At 68.2% G+C, this 17160-nt stretch carries 9 protein-coding genes; 3 read left to right on the forward strand and 6 right to left on the reverse strand.

All coding sequences use genetic code 11. The features are described 5' to 3' along the window. Positions 1–5: 5 nt before the first annotated feature. Positions 6–773 (forward strand): glucose 1-dehydrogenase, encoded by a 768-nt coding sequence (locus KY501_RS50265; RefSeq protein ID WP_224372693.1) that lies wholly within the window; start codon positions 6–8, stop codon positions 771–773. Here the strand turns inward: KY501_RS50265 and KY501_RS50270 are convergent. Beyond that, complete coding sequence (locus tag KY501_RS50270) at positions 767–1516, reverse strand: M15 family metallopeptidase (protein ID WP_224372694.1); 750 nt, start codon at positions 1514–1516, stop codon at positions 767–769. The genes KY501_RS50265 and KY501_RS50270 overlap by 7 nt on opposite strands. Continuing rightward, on the reverse strand, positions 1517–3970 hold the full coding sequence (locus KY501_RS50275; RefSeq protein WP_224372695.1) for a protein kinase domain-containing protein: 2454 nt from the start codon (positions 3968–3970) through the stop codon (positions 1517–1519). It abuts the gene before it with no gap. A 177-nt stretch (positions 3971–4147) separates the two neighbouring features. Here KY501_RS50275 and KY501_RS50280 point away from each other — a divergent pair, with 177 nt between their 5' ends. Next, positions 4148–9559, forward strand: a complete 5412-nt coding sequence (locus KY501_RS50280; RefSeq protein ID WP_224372696.1) for a trifunctional serine/threonine-protein kinase/ATP-binding protein/sensor histidine kinase — start codon at positions 4148–4150, stop codon at positions 9557–9559. 41 nt (positions 9560–9600) lie between these two features. Beyond that, on the forward strand, positions 9601–11022 hold the full coding sequence (locus KY501_RS50285) for a sensor histidine kinase (protein ID WP_224372697.1): 1422 nt from the start codon (positions 9601–9603) through the stop codon (positions 11020–11022). A 26-nt stretch (positions 11023–11048) separates the two neighbouring features. Here the strand turns inward: KY501_RS50285 and KY501_RS50290 are convergent, their stop codons facing one another. From KY501_RS50290 to KY501_RS50305, 4 genes are read right to left on the reverse strand one after another with little or no spacing between them, the layout of a single operon-like run. Then, the gene (locus tag KY501_RS50290) at positions 11049–13196 is read right to left on the reverse strand and encodes an FAD-dependent oxidoreductase (RefSeq protein ID WP_224372698.1); all 2148 of its coding nucleotides are present in this window, start codon (positions 13194–13196) and stop codon (positions 11049–11051) included. Positions 13197–13211: 15 nt separating this feature from the next. Next, positions 13212–15299 carry an NAD(P)-binding protein gene (locus tag KY501_RS50295; RefSeq protein WP_224372699.1) on the reverse strand — a complete coding sequence of 696 codons (2088 nt, stop codon included), beginning with the start codon at positions 15297–15299 and terminating at the stop codon, positions 13212–13214. Next, a complete protein-coding gene (locus KY501_RS50300; RefSeq protein WP_224372700.1) occupies positions 15296–16282 on the reverse strand; it encodes an acetoacetate decarboxylase family protein in 987 nt (328 codons plus the stop codon). Before KY501_RS50300 ends, KY501_RS50295 begins: the two co-directional genes overlap by 4 nt. Further along, the gene (locus KY501_RS50305; RefSeq protein WP_224372701.1) at positions 16279–17088 is read right to left on the reverse strand and encodes an acetoacetate decarboxylase family protein; all 810 of its coding nucleotides are present in this window, start codon (positions 17086–17088) and stop codon (positions 16279–16281) included. The genes KY501_RS50300 and KY501_RS50305 overlap by 4 nt, the downstream gene beginning before the upstream one ends. Between the last annotated feature and the right edge of the window lie 72 nt (positions 17089–17160).

Below are 17160 nucleotides of genomic sequence, written 5' to 3' on the forward strand. Positions count from 1 at the left end.
ACGCGATGCCAGGAAGAGTGGAAGGCAAGGTGGTGCTGGTCACGGGCGCCGCGTCGGGGCTCGGCGCGGCTTCGGTACGGATGCTCGTGCGCGAAGGTGCGCGGGTGGCCATCACGGATCGGAACGAGGCAGGCGGCCAGGCGCTGGCGAAGGAGCTGGGTGAAGCCACGCGATTCTGGCGCCTGGACGTCACCAACGAGGATGAATGGAGCTCCGTGGTGGACGAGGTGCTGGCGGCCTTCGGCCGGCTGGACGTGGTGGTGAACAACGCGGGCATCGGCATCACGAAGGACATCGAGACGATCAGCCTCAAGGAGTGGCGCTTCGTCCACGCGGTGAACCTGGACGGCGTATTCCTGGGCTGCAAGCACGGCATCCGCGCCATGCGGCAGTGTGGCGCCAAGGGCTCCATCATCAACCTGAGCTCCGTGGCCGGACTGGTGGGCGTGGCCAGCTTCCCCGCGTACTCCTCCAGCAAGGGCGGCGTGCGCCTGCTCTCCAAGTCCGTGGCGCTCCACTGTGCGCAGAAGGGCTACGGCATCCGCTGCAACTCCGTCCATCCCGTGTTCGTGGAAACGCCCATGGTGGATGCGCTCGCGAGTTCCACCGGAGATGCCGCCAAGGCCCGGGAGCGGATGGCCCGAGGCATTCCGCTGGGCCGGCTCGGCCAGCCGGACGAGGTGGCTTACGCCATCGTCTATCTGGCGTCGGATGAGTCCTCGCTGATGACGGGCTCGGAAGTCGTGCTGGACGGCGGCCTCACCGCTCAGTGAGCCGCTGGTGCGGCCCGGCACGCGGGATCGAGAAGCTCGGGGCGGTACTCAAAGTGCATCGTGTCGTAGTGGTACCAGCGACCGCCCCAGATGAAGCCCTCTGCCTCGAACGCATCCACGATGACCTGGGGGATGCGGTTCTGCCAGCGCACCGGCGCCTTCGGCTTGGCCCACTCCCAGTAGTGTGAGCGCGCCACGTTCAGATCGATGGACACTCCGTAGGAGTGCGCGCTCTGGCGGTTCGTGTTCGCGATCTTCCGCCAGGTGAAGGTGCCTCCCACCTTCGTCAGGAAGGGCCTCAGCGCCGGATCCTTCTCCAGCGCCGCCTGGAGCCGCTTCTCCACGCGTGCGTAGAGGGGCGCTGCCTTGCGGTGGACCTTGAGCTTCTGGCCCAGGAACACGATGCCCACCACGTCCACCTGAGCCTCCGAGGCCCCGTAGGCCGCATGGAACAGGGGTTCGAAGCGGAAGCGCCCGGGATCCTCGTTCTCGCGCGTCACCGGGGCGATGGGGCCCGCGACGTAGGGGATGGAGAACGTGTCCTCCAGATCTGGAGCGTCGAGCTTCTCCTCGAACGTCTTCTCGCGCCCGTCATCGAACGGGTACGTCTTGCCCCCGGGCAGCCGCGCGCTCCACTGGCCGTCCACCTTCACGGCTTCCACCGGGTACCACTTCGCCAGGCACGCCAGCCCGGGAGGTGGCTCCTCCGTGACGGACAGCATCCACAGCAGGATCCATCCCATTCAGACGGCCCAGATGGACTCGACACGCGTGCGGACCTTGAGACGCTCTTCCATGAAGCCGGGGAACGTCCGCAGCGACACGAGCGCCGGGCAGCTATCAATCCACTCCAGATCAATGAGCGCCGAGGTCGCCGCCTGCTGGAAGTACTTCATCGCGAGCTGCGGATGGCCAGTCAGGCACAGCACCTCCGTCGCGAGCTGGCAGAGCAGCGACGCGAACCTCGGGCTGACCTTCGATCCGAGCATCGCATCGAAGGCCTGCGTCACGGGCTCCGCGCCCGCTTCACCCAGGATCGCGGCCGCATAGGTGTCCGAGTTGAGCGCGAGCGGAGTGGGCTCGCCGCGCAGCTCGACCCGGCACCTCACCAGCTCCTCGCAATCGTTCTTCCATGCGGCCACGCGCATGCGCAGCAGGAGCGACGGCAGTCTCAGGAACGGGAAGCGGGCCAGTTGCTCGAGGGTCTGCCGGTACTCATCCATGCGCCCTCGGAGCGCGCTGCAGCGCGCCATCTCATACAGGGCGCTGGACATGTTGGGATCCAGCTCGAAAGCCGTGCGCAGCCGCACCAATCCCTCGTCGGCCCGGCCCGCCTCGCACTGAAGGCTCCCGAGGTATTGCAGCGCCCCGGCACAGGTCGGCGCGGCGTCCAGCGCGGACCGGAGCGCCACCACCGCCGCCCGCCACTGGCCCTCCTGGGTGGCCCGCATGGCCCTGGCCAGCAGCGTATCCACCAGCTCCGGCGCCTGCTGCACGGCGCGATCGAGGCTGAGCTGAGCCGCAGTCAACCAATCCTGCTGCCGATCCGAGGCACGCATGAACCACGTCCGCATGGTCGCCAGCGCGTGCAGCGCCACGGCGGGCAGGAAGCCCGGCGCCCGAGCGATGCACTCCTCCAAGGGCGCGAGCACCTCCTCGGGCGTCACCCGCGGCGCCGAGTTCACCAGCAGCATCGCCTGCCGGTAGGTCGACAGCACATCCGGCGTCGCGTGCTCGCGGTACGCGGCGACGAGCAGCTCGCCCCGCAGCGCTTCCGTCATCCTCCGGCCCAGCCGATCCTGGAGCGTGAACGCATCCTCGCCCGAGTCCTCGAAGCGGCCGCTCCAGAGCTGCACGCCCGAGGACACCTCCACCAGGCGCAGCGAGACACGCACCAGCGCGCCCAGGCTCTGCACCGTCCCATCCACCACGAGCCCCACGCCCAGCTCACGCCCCACCACCCGGGGATCTCGCTCACTGCGGAAGCGCGCCGTCGCCCCGCTGCTCTGCACCTGCACGCCTCGGGTGCGGGACAGGACATCGATGAGCCCCTCGGCCACCGCGTCCGCCACGTAATCCTGCTCCTTGGGACCGATGAACCTCAGCGGCAGGACCGCCAACCCCAGCGCTCCCGGCCGGCTCATCGTCCGCGGCGTCGGACGCGACAGGCTGGGGTCCGTCGGGGAGAGCCCTCCAGGCGCGTTGCTGCCCGGGTGTGGCGTCATGCCGACTCCGGTGTTCGCTCCAGGGATGGGGGTGGTCGTGGCGAGGGGCGCATCCACCGGCTCGCCCACGGAGAGCAGCCACGTCCTCAGCACCGTCGCGACATCATGTGCCCCGACAGGCCGCTCCGCGGGCTCACGCTCCAGGCACTGCCGGACCAGATGGGCCAGCGCATCCGGCACGCCCGGGCGCCCCGCCGGATCCGGAGGAGGCTGCCTCAGCCGCGCGAAGGCCACCGCCATGGGAGAGTCCCCGGAGAAGGGCGCCTCACCGGTCAGCATCTCGTAGAGCAGCAGCCCCACCGCGTACAGATCCGAGCGAGCCTCCACCTCGCCACCCGAGATCTGCTCGGGGGACATGTACATGGGCGTGCCCACCATGCCCTGCGTGCGCGAGGCCACCTCTCCCGCCATGGCTCGGGCGATGCCGAAGTCGGTGAGCACCACCCGGCCGCCCTTCTCCACCAGCACATTCGCCGGCTTCAAATCCCGGTGCACCACCCCGGCCGCATGGGCCGCCACCAGCCCCTCACACACCGCCAGTGCGATGCGAGCCGCACGCACCGCTCCGAGCGCCCGCTCCCGCCCCAGCATCGACTGCAGATCCTCCCCCTCCACGTACTCCATGGTCAGGAAGAGGTGCCCCGCGTGCTCGCCCAGATCGTGCGTGCGCGCCACGTGGGGGTGGGAGATGCGACGGGCCAGGCGGACTTCCCGGCGGAAGCGCTCGAGCAGATCGGCCCGCTGCCCATCCTCCAGTTCGAGCATCTTCAGCGCGACCAGATCACCCACCAGCGTGTCGCGCGCCCGATACACCGTGCCCATCCCGCCGCGCCCGATCTTCCCGAGCAACATGTAGCGCCCGGCGAATACACCCTCGCCCTCCACGGCCGCCACCCTCGGAGCGCCCGGCGAAGCCAGCACGGTATCGTTGTTCCCTACGGGAGCCTTGGCTCCCTCGTGTTCCTCGGACACAGCCGACGGAGTCTAGCCGCCTTGGACTCTTTCAGCCCAGCAAACCACCGTCCTGGGTAGGCGGTGACCTGCCTCTTGGTCCAATGCCCCCCGGGCGGGCGGCCCGCCTTCCCCTGTGTCTCGGTAGTAGGCTGGAGCCCAGCGCGATCGCCCGAGGAAGCAGGGGAGCCACCAGCCATGCCGCAGCGTGCGGGATACACCTTCCACGAGACCCTCCACGAGAGCCCCCGTTCGATGCTCATCCGGGCCACTCGCGAGCAGGACGGGTGCCCCGTCATCCTCAAGCTGCCCGGCAGCGACTACCTCGACCGGCGCCGCACGCTGGAGATCCACCGCGAGTACGCCATCGCCACCCGCGTGCAAGGGGAAGGCATCATCCAAGTGCTCGGCATCGAGGATCTCAGCGATCGGGTGGCCCTGGTGCTGGAGGACTTCGGCGGCCGTTCCCTGCGCCACCTGCTGGACGAGCGCGGGCCCTTGGACGTGGACACGTTCCTGACGTACGCCGCTCGCATCACCTCGGCGCTGGGGCACATCCACCGCCAGGGAGTGATCCACAAGGACATCAAGCCGCAGAACATCATCGTCAACCCCGACACGGGGATGCTGAAGATCACCGACTTCTCCATCTCGGTGGCCATCGAGCTCGAAACCGTCACCCCCGAGAGCCCGACCTTCCTCACCGGAACGCTGGCCTACATGGCGCCGGAGCAGACGGGGCGCATGAACCGGGGCGTGGACTATCGCGCGGACTTCTATGCCCTGGGCGCCAGCTTCTTCGAGCTGCTGACGAACCGTCGGCCCTTCGAGGCCGAGACTCCGCTCGAGCTGCTCCATGCCCATGTGGCGCAAGTGCCGCCCTCACCCCTGCGGTTGAACGCGAGCATCCCCGAGCCGATCGCCGCCATCGTGCTCAAGCTGCTCGCCAAGGATCCCGCCGCCCGCTACCAGAGCGCCTGGGGCCTCATCTCCGATCTGGAGGAATGTCAGCGGCGGCTTCGGGCACATGAGTCCTTCACGAACTTCCAGCCCGGCGGCATGGATCGCACCGTCCAGTTCCGGCTGCCCCAGGGACTCTACGGACGCGCCGAGGACATCGAGCAGCTGGTCGCCGCCCATGCGAAGGCCGTGAAGGGCCGAGCCGAGCTGCTGGTCATCTCCGGCTCGGCGGGCATCGGGAAGACGGCGCTCGTCAACGAGCTCCACCGCGTGACGGCGGCCAGCAAGGGCCGCTTCGCCTCGGGCAAGTGCGATCAGCTGCTCCGAGGCGTGCCCTTCGATGCCGTGCAGCAGATCCTGCGCCAGCTCGTGCGCCAGACGCTGGCCGAGGGTGAGCTGCAGACGGAGCTGGCACGTCAGCGCCTGGACGAGGCGCTCGGCGTGAACACCTCCGTACTCGTGGAGGGAGTGCCGGAGACCCGGGCGCTGCTGGGCGACCAACCCCCATCCGCTCCCCTGCCCGCCGCCGAGTCCCGGAACCGCCTCAACCGCGTGCTCGCCCGGGCGCTCCAGTCCTTCGCCACGGCGGATCGTCCCCTGGTGATCTTCCTGGATGATCTGCAGTGGGCGGACGTCGCCACGCTCACGCTCCTGCAGTCGCTCGCGCGCGAGCCGGACTGCCTCCACCTGCTGCCCGTTGGCTCCTACCGCGACACCGAGGTCACCACCTCCCACCCACTGGCCCTCGCGCTCGCCGAGCTGCGCGCCACCCAGACGCCCATCCGCGAGATCCACCTCGCGCCGCTGGGCCCCGAGGAGGTGGCGCGAATGGTCCGCGAGGCCACCGGCGTGGACAGCGGCCGGGCCCTCGAGTTCGGCCAGCTCATCCACTCGCGGACAGGCGGCAACCCGTTCTCCGTCCGCGAGTTCCTCCGCTTCCTGCACGATCAGGGGCTGGTCCGCTATGACACGCGCGCAGGCCGGTGGGAGTGGGATCTGGGCCAGATCGAGGCGCGGGAGATCCCCAGCGATGTGGCCGGGCTGATGGCCGAGGAGTTGCGGCGCCTGCCCGCGGAGACCGGGGAGGTCCTCCAGCTCGCGGCTTGCCTGGGCGTGGTGTTCAGCTTCGGCGATCTGGTCGTGGTCCACGGCACTCCCGCCCTGGAGACGGCCCGGCGGCTATGGAGCGCGATCGAGCGCGGCTTCGTCCTTCCGCTCAGCAAGGACTATGTGCTGCTCGATCCGCACAGCGGCCAGCCGCTGCCCTCGGATCTCGAGGTGCCCTTCCGCTTCCTGCACGATCGCGTCCGGCAGGCGGCCTATTCGCTGCTGCCCACGGGCGCGCGCGCCGAGTACCACATCCGCGTGGGCCTGCGGCTGCTCGAGGATGCCCGCGCCGCGGGGCGGCTGGATGAGCGCGCCTTCGCGATTCTGCCGCACCTGGCGTACGACCCGGAGCGGATCGCTCCGCTCTCGCTGCGGCTCGAACTGGCCGATCTCCACCTGAAGACGGGGCGCCGGGCGAAGGCCTCGGGCGCGTACCGCAGCGCTTGCGAGCTCTTCCGCACCGGCCGCGCGCTGCTGGGCCCGTCCGCCTGGGAGACGGAGTATGACCGGACCTTCACCCTGCAGTTGGAGCTGGCCGAATCCAGCTACCTGGCCGTCGAGTTCGATGCGGCGGCCGCGGGCTTCTCCACCCTGATCACCCTGGCGCGCTCTCCGGCCCAGCGGGCCAGTGTCCTGGCCATGCAGGCGACGCTCACCTCGCTCAACAGCCAGCACTCCGAGGCGATCCGTCTCGGGCTCGAAGGCCTGCGCATCCTCGGGGTGATGATCCCGGCCGTCGTGGATCAAGCAGCGCTCGGCGCGGAGCTGGGTGCCGTCGCGGAGTGGCTCGACAACCGTCATCCGATGGACCTGCTGGATCTGCCGCGGATGCGCGATCCCGACGCGGAGCTCTCCATCCACCTGCTGGCCAGCATCGCGGCCTCCGCGTACATGGCGGACCAGGGCCTCTTCGCGCTGCTCGTGCTGCGGATCGTCCGGCTCTCGCTGGAGCACGGCAACAGCCGCTTCTCGGCCTTCGGCTACGTCATCTATGGAGTCCTCCTGGCCTCGGCGCTGGATGATCCCGCGAAGGGCCGGGAGTTCGGCCAGCTCGCGGTGGAGCTGTCCGCGCGCTTCCGCGATCCCATGCTGCACTCCCGCGTCCGCTACCTGCGGGCCGGGTTGATCGATCACTGGACCCAGAGCGCACGCACCGGCGTCGCGGAGCTCACCGAGGCCTACAAGGGGCTGATGGAGAGCGGTGACTGGATCTACGCCGGGCACTGCCTGATCGTGCGGCTGTGGCGCCGCGTGGCGGTGGGAGATCCCCTGCCGGAGATCCTGGCGGAGAACCGCCGCTTCATCGACTTCCTCGAGACGAAGCGCGATCCCGACTCGCTGCAGATGTTCATGGGCATGCACCGGACGCTGCTGGCGCTCACGGGCGTGGAGGAGTCAGCCCCCCAGCAGCCTCCCAACGGAACGGGAAACACCGCCCTGGCCTATCTGAAGCTGGCCGCGGCCGAACGGCACTTCCTGATGCGGCAGCCAGCGGAGGCGCTGGAGAAGGCCCAGGAGGTGGTGCCGCTCCTGCCCTTCATCTCCGGGCTCTTCCACGTGGCCACCCACGCCTTCTACCACTCGCTGAGCGCGGCCTCCGTCTACGCAGAGGCGCACGAGGCTCGGCAGAAGGAGCTGCTCCAGATCATCGAGCAGCACCGCGCCGCCCTGGAGAAGTACGCACGACGGTCGCCGGAGAACTTCGGCCCCTACCACCTGCTGGTGAGCGCGGAGCTCTCCCGTGTGAAGGGCCAGGAGCCGGAGGCCATCGCCGAGTACGAGCGAGCGATCGCCGCGGCGCGCAGCAGCGGCTTCGTCGGGGTGGAGGCCGTCGCTTGCGAGCAGGCCTTCCGCTTCCTCGCGTCGCGGGGCCGCCGGATCCTCTCCTCGGCGTACCTGCTCGAGGCCCTCTACGCCTACGAGCGCTGGGGCGCTACCACCAAGGCCCGCCTCCTGGCCGTCGAGCAGTCCAACCTGCTGCTCTCCCACGGCAGCGCCCTGCGGCACTGGGACGGCAAACCCCGGCCCGGCTCGCCGTCGACGCACTCGCCGCTGCAGACGGAGCGCACGGGCTCCACGCACCCGTCCACCGCGGATTCCGTCGCCGAATCGTTCGACATCACCTCGGCGATGAAGGCTTCCCAGGCCATCTCCAGCGAGATCCTGTTCCCCCAGCTCGTGGGCAACCTCATCCATGTCGTCATGGAGAGCGCGGGGGCCCAGCGCGGCGCCCTGGTGCTGCGCCGAGGCCAGGAGTTCTTCGTCGAGGCCACGGGCGAGGTCGGCCATCGGGACTCCGATCCCCTCCAGGCCCTGCCCCTGGGCAGGAGCCAGGCGCTCTGCCACTCCATCGTCGCCCAGGTGCTGCAGACGGGAACGCACCTGATGCTGGACGACGCGTCCTCCATGGATCCATGGCGCAACGACTCGTACGTCTCCGCCCACCAGATCCGCTCGGTGCTCTGCGCGCCCATCCGGCACCGCGGACAGGTGCTCGGGCTGTTCTACCTGGAGAACAACCTCACCCCGGGCGCCTTCAACCACAGCCGGCTCAAGATGCTGGGGATGCTGACGGCCCAGGCGGCCATCTCCATCGAGAACGCGGAGCTCTACCGGCGGCTCGAGGACTACAGCCACACCCTGGAGGATCGGGTGGCGGACCGCACCGCGGAGCTGCACAGCAAGAACGCGGAGCTCCAGCGAGCGCTGGAGACCCTCAAGGCCATGCAGGCGCAGATCATCACCCAGGAGAAGCTGGCCTCGCTGGGAGCGCTCACCGCCGGCATCGCCCACGAGCTGAAGAACCCGCTCAACTTCGTGAGCAACTTCGCCGCGCTCTCGAATGACCGGGTGCGCGAGCTGCGAGGGATGAAGCCCGGTGTCAAGCCCCTGCCCCCCGATCAGGAGCAGGAGATGGCCGACATCCTGGACGAGCTGGAGATGAACACGCGGAAGATCCGCGAGCACGGGCAGCGCGCCGTCAGCATCATCGACGGGATGCTGCAGCACGCACGCAACAAGCGGGGCGACAAGCGCGCCACCAACGTCAACCAGCTCGTGGAGGAGGCGGTGCGCCTGGTGCACCACGGGCTGAAGGCGAAGAGCTCGCGGCGCAACGTGATCATCGAGACGGCCTTCGACGCCACGGTGCCCGATGTCCCCCTGGTCACCGACGACATCCGCCGCGTGCTCCTCAACCTGGTGGACAACGCCTGCTATTCGGCGAGCGAGAAGGCCCTGCTGCCCGGGAGCACCGAGGAGGCCCGGGTGAAGGTGTCCACCCGGTGGACGGGTAGCGAGGTGGAGATCCGCGTCCGGGACAACGGCAAAGGAATCCCTGCTCCGCTCCAGAAGAAACTCTTCACTCCCTTCTTCACCACCAAGCCCGCCGGAGAGGGCACGGGGCTGGGGCTCTCCATCAGCCACGAGATCGTCGTGGTGTCGCTGGGTGGAAGGCTCTCGGTGGAGTCCGAGGAAGGAAAGTACGCAGAGTTCATTGTCGTGCTGCCGGGAGGCGCGCAGCGAGCGAGTCCTCCCGTCTGAGCGGAGGAGATGGGCTAGTGTGAGCCCCCGTGAGAGTCACATTGAGCCTTCGAAGTCTGCTCACGGGTGTGGCGGGAGCCATCCTGCTCCTCGCCCTCGCGATCTCCACCGCCCTGGTCACCATCACCAAGCGGATGGAGCGTGACAGCCTGCAGCTCGGGCAGACGGTGGAGAGCGTGCGCGCGGCGGAAGAGATCGAGATCGCGCTCCTGCTCCACAGCCACGAACAGCAGCTTCTCGAGCTCACCGGAGACGCGATCCACGCCACCGTCATGAGCGATGCGGAGAAGAATCTCCAGCACTGGCTCACCGAGGCCAGGAAATTCATCGGAAGTTCCGAGGAGGCCTCCATCCTCCAGGAGCTCACCCGAAACTCCACGGAGTACCTGGCGATCGAGCAGCGGCTGAGGTCCCAGGGGCGGACGAGCATCGCGGAGAGCCTCCAGTCGCTGGATAAGGCCCTGGACAACTCCAAGCGCCTCGTCAAAATCAACATCGATGACGCCCGACGCGTGGCGGAGGAGACTCGCCAGTGGGATGAGCTGGCCAACCGGCTGGGCCTCATCCTCGTTACGGCGCTGTTCCTCGGGCTCGGCGTAGTCCTCTGGAGCATCCGCCGCTATGCGTACCAACCCCTGCTGTCCATCCGCGATGCCCTGGTGGACTTCCGCCCGGGCGCCCGTGACATCGCGGTGCCTGAGACCGGTGCCCTGGAGCTGCGAGAGATCGCACGCGAGTTCAACGACATGGCCCGGCGGCTCGCACACCACCGCGAGGTGCAGCTCGGCTTCATCGCGGGCGTGGCCCACGATCTGCGCAACCCGCTGAGCGCCCTCAAGCTGAGCGCGGCGACCGTGCGCCAGGACCGCCCGCTGCCTCCCGAGGACAAACTGCGAGAGCGCTTCGTCATCGTCATCCGCCAGGTCGAGCGCATCGAGCGAATGGTGGAGGATCTGCTCGACACCGCCCGGATCGAGGCCGGCAAGCTCGAGCTGCGCATGGAGGAGCATGACCTGCGAGGACTGCTCCAAGAGGGCATCGCGCTGCACGAGGAGACTTCATCCCACCACACGCTGGTGCTCCAGGTGCCGGAGGAGCCGGTGCTCGTGCGCTACGACAGCACCCGCATCTCCCAGGTGCTCAACAACCTGGTGAACAACGCCATCAAGTACTCCCCCGAAGGAGGACAGGTGCGCGTCGCGCTGTCCACGGAGGGAGACAGCGCCTGGGTGGCGGTGACGGACTCGGGGGTGGGCATCCCTGAATCGGAACGGGAGAGCATCTTCGAGCCCTTTCGACGCAGCGCCGCCACCCGGGATACCATCCCGGGCGTGGGTCTCGGTCTGGCCGTGAGCCGCCGCATCATCGAGGCCCACGGAGGCCAGATCGAGGTGGAGAGCACGCCCGGAGCGGGCTCCACCTTCCGCTTCCGCCTCCCGCTGGAGCCCCGGCCCGGCACCTGAGCCCCGAGGTCCGGGGCCCGGTCCGATCAGAAATCGCTCTCGCCCGAGATGTGCTCCGGGTAGCCCGAGATGGCCTGGGAGGCCTGGAGCCCCGACATGGTCGCCGCCTCCACGCACCCGGCGTTGAGCCCCGTCAGCGTCCAGTCGCCCGCGAGGTAGAGGTTGGGGAAGCCCGACTCGTGCGAGCCGAGCCGCGCCGCCGTCGAGCCTGGCGGGGACAGCACGTAGCGCTCACTGGGATCGATGTTCGCTCGCCAGTACTGGCTGTCGAAGCGCACCACGCCCTGGGCATTGCGCGGTGCCGTGAGCAACTCCCAGTCCAGGCCCGTGGGGTTGTAGCGCGTCGCATCTGGCCACAGCGCTCCCGTCCATTCGCGGAACCAGCGGAGGGACAGCTGCTTCAACCGCTCGTGCTCCCTCTTGGGGAAGTCATGATCGGTGAAGGGAGGAATCACCGTCGCGTCGAGCAGGGGCGCCGTGAAGTAGGCGATGTCCTTGACCATTCCGGGCGGCCACGTCTCCCGGGGGATGACCTGGGCCATGTCCGCGTAGGTGTTGAGCGGCTCGGCATAGCCCGTCATCACCGTGGGCGAGGGCCGCCAGCCGAGCTCCTCCAGGCTCTTGGAGAGCCAGAGCTGCACCCCCAGGGTCTGGTTGGTCTGCAGCGCCTCCATCATCCGCTGCCAGCGCGGGCTCCGGGCAATGAGATCCTCGCAGACATATGGGAAGGCCCCAAGCGAGATCCCCATCACCAGCAGATCGTAGTCCTTGCCTCGCTCCAGCGTGACGGGACGCTCGCCCTTCCAGGGCCGAGCCCAGTACGACTCCAGGTTGATGCGCGAGTCCTCCAGCTCCTGGCCATCGACGATCTGATCGTAGAGCGGCCGATCGGGCCAGCACGGCAGCCCGAGCACATCGACCAGGGGCTGGTACCCCTTCGCGGGATCCTTCAGCTGCACCTGCTGCGTCATCTCCACGCGCTCCACGTTCCGCGTCAGCAGATCCGTCCGGAGCTGGCGAACCTTGTGGAAGAGGTGGAACTGGACGCCGCGCCGCTTCAGCACCTCGTACAACGGAGTGAAGATGACGTCGCCCATGCCCGCGCGCATCTTGTAGAAGACGGAGCCCTTGTAGCCGAGCGCCATGCGCAGCATGAACCGCGATGCCACGCCCGCCGCGAGCTGCTGCCGGTTCGGGTCCCCCTGGATGTACGCGAAGAGCAGTTGGTACATGCCCTTCACGATGGGAGCACGGTAGAGCGTGAAGTCACTGGCTCCATGGCGTGCCAGCCAAGCCCGGAAGTCCTCGCCGTCGATGGCGTTGAAGCCCTTGCTCAGCACGCCATCCCGCAGCACGCCTCGGGTCATGACGAGCCCTAGCTCCAGCACGCCCCAGAGCTTGCGAACCGCGCTGTTCTCCATGTTCCGGGTGAAGCGCGCCTGCAGCCGTGCAAACGACTCCTCCACCAGCCAGAGCAGCGCATCCAGCTGCGTCGGGTCCTGCTCGCCCGGCGAGTGCGGCAGCCGCGAGGCCAGCTGCTGCGCCAGTTGGAGCACACGCCCGATCCCAGGCACACCGATCCTCGGGATGAGCGAGAGCCCCAGCGACCGGAGCACACCCTCGACCTTGGCCGGCAGACTGTCGGGCGCGGGCGTTGCCGCTGCGAGCCCGGCTCCCGGTGCCTCGAACAAGAGATCGAGCAGCGCCTTCAGCCCGCGCTCCAGGAGGGTGACAAGGTTCGGGAGATCCCGAGCCACCCCGGGCTCCTCGAGGTTGGTGGGGAACTGGAAGTCCCACTTCACCCAGTCCGTGGGAGTGCGCTCGAAGAGCGAGATCAAGGACTGCTTCTTGAAGGCCTCATCGATCGTGGCCAGCGGCGCCCCACGAGGCCGCCCCAGCTCCTGGTACGCCTGCCGCATCACCCGGAAGGCGTTCTCGTAGTGCCCCATCCAGACGTGGAGGCCGTGCTCCTCGATGCGCTGGGAGGAGTCCTTGTTGCGGCCGCTGGCGCCCTTGCCTCCCAGCCGCCATCCCAGGCTGTAGAGGGCTACCTCGTACTGGTCCTGCCAGCCGGGATAGCTGGTCAGCCCGAAGGCGGCCGTCATGGCGCCCACGCCGCCTCCGAGGATGACGATCCTGCGCTTCCGCCTGCGCGAATGCTGTGCCGTGCTCATCGATGATCTCGTGTTTCAGCGGTACCAGAACGCCTCGCCGGAGATGTGCAGCTTCCGACCCGTGAGGGCGCGGAAGGCCAACATGCCGGAGATGACGGCGCCTTCGGCCGCTCCGATGTAGAAGCCGTTGTCCACCCAGTCCCCACAGATCGTGAGGTTCTCGAACCCGGTGTTGTCCGGCCGGATGCGCGCCTTCGCGGTGCCCGGCAGCGCCAGGGTGTAGCGCTCGCTCGGGTCCACGTTGGCCCGCCAGTACTGTGTCGTGAAGCGCGCCTCCCCTACCCCCTCGTTCGACGGCACCAGCAGCGTCCAGTCGAACACGGGCGGGTTCTTCGACTGCGTGCACTTCGGCCAGAGCACCCCCAGATCGTTGCGCAGGAAGCTGAGCGCGTTCTGCAGCGCCAGCTCCTTCTGCTGAGCCGGAAAGTCATGCTCGGTAGGCGGAGGCGGGATCGCGGGTCCAGGCATCGGGCCGCAGAAGTACGCGACGGTGAGCGGAGCGTTGGGCTGGGCCCAGCCCTCCCGAGGCAGCAGGCTCGTCATGTCCGCCCACGTGTCGATGGGCTCCACGAAACACGTCAGCATCGGGCTTCCCACGGTCCACCCGAGCGCCCGCTGGTCCTTCGAGAGCCACAACTGGAAGGCCTGGGTCTGGATGGAGGGCACCTCGTCCACCATCCGCCCCCAGGCCGGGTTCAGCGCCATGAGCGTCGGGCACAGGTAGCGCACCGACGCCACGGGGATGCCGAACACCACCTGATCGAAGTCCTTGCCCTCCTCGAGCACCTGCTCAGCCACGTTCTTCCAGGGCGTGTAGAAGGACTCCAGGTCGATGTTCTCCCGCAGCAACTGCTCGCCCTGGACGAGCTGTTCGTAGAGCGGCTTGTCCGGCCAGCACGGCAGGTTCTTCACGGTGATGAGCGGATCGTACCCCGCCTCTGGATCCTTCAGATCCACCTGGCGGCTGATGCGCAGCCGGGTGACGCGGGGCCTGCTGCCCGGCGTGCGCGTGGCGATGACCTCCTCGACACGGTGGAAGAACTTGAAGTGGACGCCGTTCCTCAGGCAGGCCTCGTAGAGCGGCACGAAGATGGTGTCGCCCATGGAGGCCGCGAACTCGTAGGCCACGTGCCCCTGGTACGAGAACCCGATGCGCAGCATCGCTCGCAGCGCACTGCCTGCCGCGATGGACTGCCGATCCGGATCTCCGTCCACCATGGACATGGCCGCGTCGTAGATGACGCGCGGCAGCGCCGAGCGCAGCGTCAGCTCCGTGGCGCCGTGCTTCCTCAGCCACTCGCGGTAGTCCACCCCGTCGATGGAGTTGAACCCCTTCACCAGCACGCCGTCCTCGACGATGCCGATCAGGTTCGCCATCAGGAAGTCGAGCCCCACCGTGAGCTGGTAGAGCAGGAAGTTCGACTCGATCAGGTGCGAGATCTGCGCCCAGAGCCAGCGAAGGAACTCGCGCATCAGCTCGAGGATCTTCCCTCCCAGGGACTCGAGGGCAGCGGCCTGCGTCTGCGCCGCGTTCGAGGCGAGCTCATAGGCCTGCTGGATCATCCGTGTCCCGACCGCCAGTACCACCTCTTCGATGATGAGGGCAGGCCCCCGCTCCGCCGACAGCGAGAGCCCTCCCTTCAGCCTGTCGAAGATCTGCCGCGCCACGTCGAGCAGCCCCGCGATCACCTGCCACGCAGCCGTCTCCTCCAGGCCCTCTCCCGGCCGCCGGGTGTTCGAGGGAAAGGGGATCACCCACCGCTGCCAGGTGCCCTGGACGAAGTCCTCCATGGCGACGAGATCCCGGGGACGGAAGGCCTCCTCGAAGGTGGCCAGCGGCATCGTCAGGGGCCGGTCCATGAGCTTGTAGCACTCGCGCATCAGCGCGAACGCGTTCTCATAGAAGCCCCAGAAGATGTGGAGCCCATGCTCCTCGATGCGGCCGTTCGGTCCTCGCCCGCTGGCCCCCTTGCCGCCGAGCCGCCAGCCCACCTGATAGACCGTGACGTCGTACTCCTCTCGCAACTCCGGAGTCCGAGACAGGTAGTACGCGGTGGTGAGCGCGCCGGCTCCACCACCAAGTACCGCCACCTTCTTCTTCATGAACCGCTCCAGATGAGGTGACCTTCGTTGAGGCGGAAATCGAATCGGACCTGCAGGCCTCCGGGGATCATCATCTGCCCCCGCGAGTCGAGCTCCAATCCCAGGGTCTCCGCCAGGGGCTGCGAGGCCAGGGACTCCAGCCTCAGGCGGAAGCGCCGCAGCAGCAGGCGCAGGCTGTGGAGGCGGATCTGGTCCGCCTCAGCGCCCACGATGGCCTGATAGCAGGCGCCCGTCGTCGTCCCCACGCCGCGCAGCTGCTTGAGGAACACCATGGGCAGGGTCGGCCGGAACAGGAAGTCGATGACCCGCGAGCCAATCTCGAAGTTGAAGTCCAGCAACTGTCCCAACTCGTCCCGCAGCACCCCGAGCTTCTCCAGCAGCTCCTCGCCCAGGGCCACGGCCAGCTCGTCTCGCGCGAAGGTGCCCCCATCCGCGCGCTCCACGGAGAGCACCCGCGCCATCTGCGCCTGCGTGTCCGGGCTGAAGGTGCGGTACGCCAGCGTGTGGATCTCGAACGCGCCCGCGCCTCGCAGGGAGTTCGGCAGCAGAACGGTGGAGGCCTGCTTGGGGAAGCCGTAGATCTCCCTGCCGCCCGCCACCGCCCACGGATTGTCCGAGTAGATATAGGGGACGAAGAGCTCCACCTTCTTGCAGAGCTCGTCCGGGCCGTGCTTCTTGTAGTCGCTCACCGCGACCCAGAAGGTGGCCTCCTGCTCGGAGGTGTGCCCCCAGTCCTTGAAGCCCTCGGCGCCCGAGGTGAGCCGGCCCACCGTCTGGAACGTCAGCATCACGAACGGCAACCGCGGGCGGTAGTCCACCGCGCCGCCAGAGGGCTCGTTGAGGAACTTGTCACACAGGGCCTGCAGCTTCGACTGCCGCCCCTTCAGGAAGAAGATGTACTGCGTGACGTCCTGGCAGAGGCTCGGCGGGGGGAAGACCTGGAGAGAGGCGCTGTCGATGTACTGCTTCCCCCGCGAACTCATCGCTGCTCCTTGGGCCCCCGCCAGTTGAGCGGCTTGGGCATCACGAAACGGGCCTTCGGCAGGTATTGCACGACCTGCGGCGTGAAACGCATGTCCGACAGATCCTTGCCCAACGCGCTGTCACTGGACAGGGAGAACTCGTCCCCGTCCCCGAAGAGGCGGAAGCGCGCCTCGAACTCGAAGTGCATGACGTTGCGTGTCTGGAAGACCTCCTTCGCGGTGACGAACCCGAACGAGGCCCGCTGCACCGCCGCCGGCTCCTCGGGGAGGCGGACCTGCCCGAAGGCGACGCGCTTGCCGTCGCAGGACACGTTGAAGCGGCACCCGGACGTCGAGAAGGAGATGTCCACCGGCTGCGGCGTGGGGTGCTTGGCGTGCCCATGCACCTCGCGGCCGTAGTCGATGGGTACCTGCTGGTTGAGGATCAGCTTCTGGCAGAAGATCGTCCCCTCCGGCAGCGCGCTCGCCATGAGCAATTCCATGGGCGAGTGGGCCACGGACTCCAGGGACTTCAACGACGCGGGGAAGCTGAGGATGAACTCCTTGTAGGGGCCGCACGAGGTGTCGTGGTAGTCCGCCAGCCACAGGGCCGCGGCCACCTTCCCTCCTCCCACGGACACCGCCTGGTAGCGCTGGCCCGCCAGCAGCTTGCGGACGACCTCGAGCTCCGCGGTGCCGTGCAGCACCAGGAAATCCACCGAGCGGCACACGTAGGGGATGTCGCAGACCACGCCTGAGGAGAGCTCGTACTGCTCGGAGGGGGGATAGGCTTCGAACAGGGATGGGCCTGGCGTGCTCGTCTGCATGGGGAAACCTCTCTCGACCGCGCTGGAGTGCGTCGGCGCAGTCTAACGTTGCTCCGCAGGGCACCTGATAGG

It is taken from the genome of Hyalangium versicolor (assembly GCF_020103695.1).
GTDB classification, from domain to species: domain Bacteria; phylum Myxococcota; class Myxococcia; order Myxococcales; family Myxococcaceae; genus Hyalangium; species Hyalangium versicolor.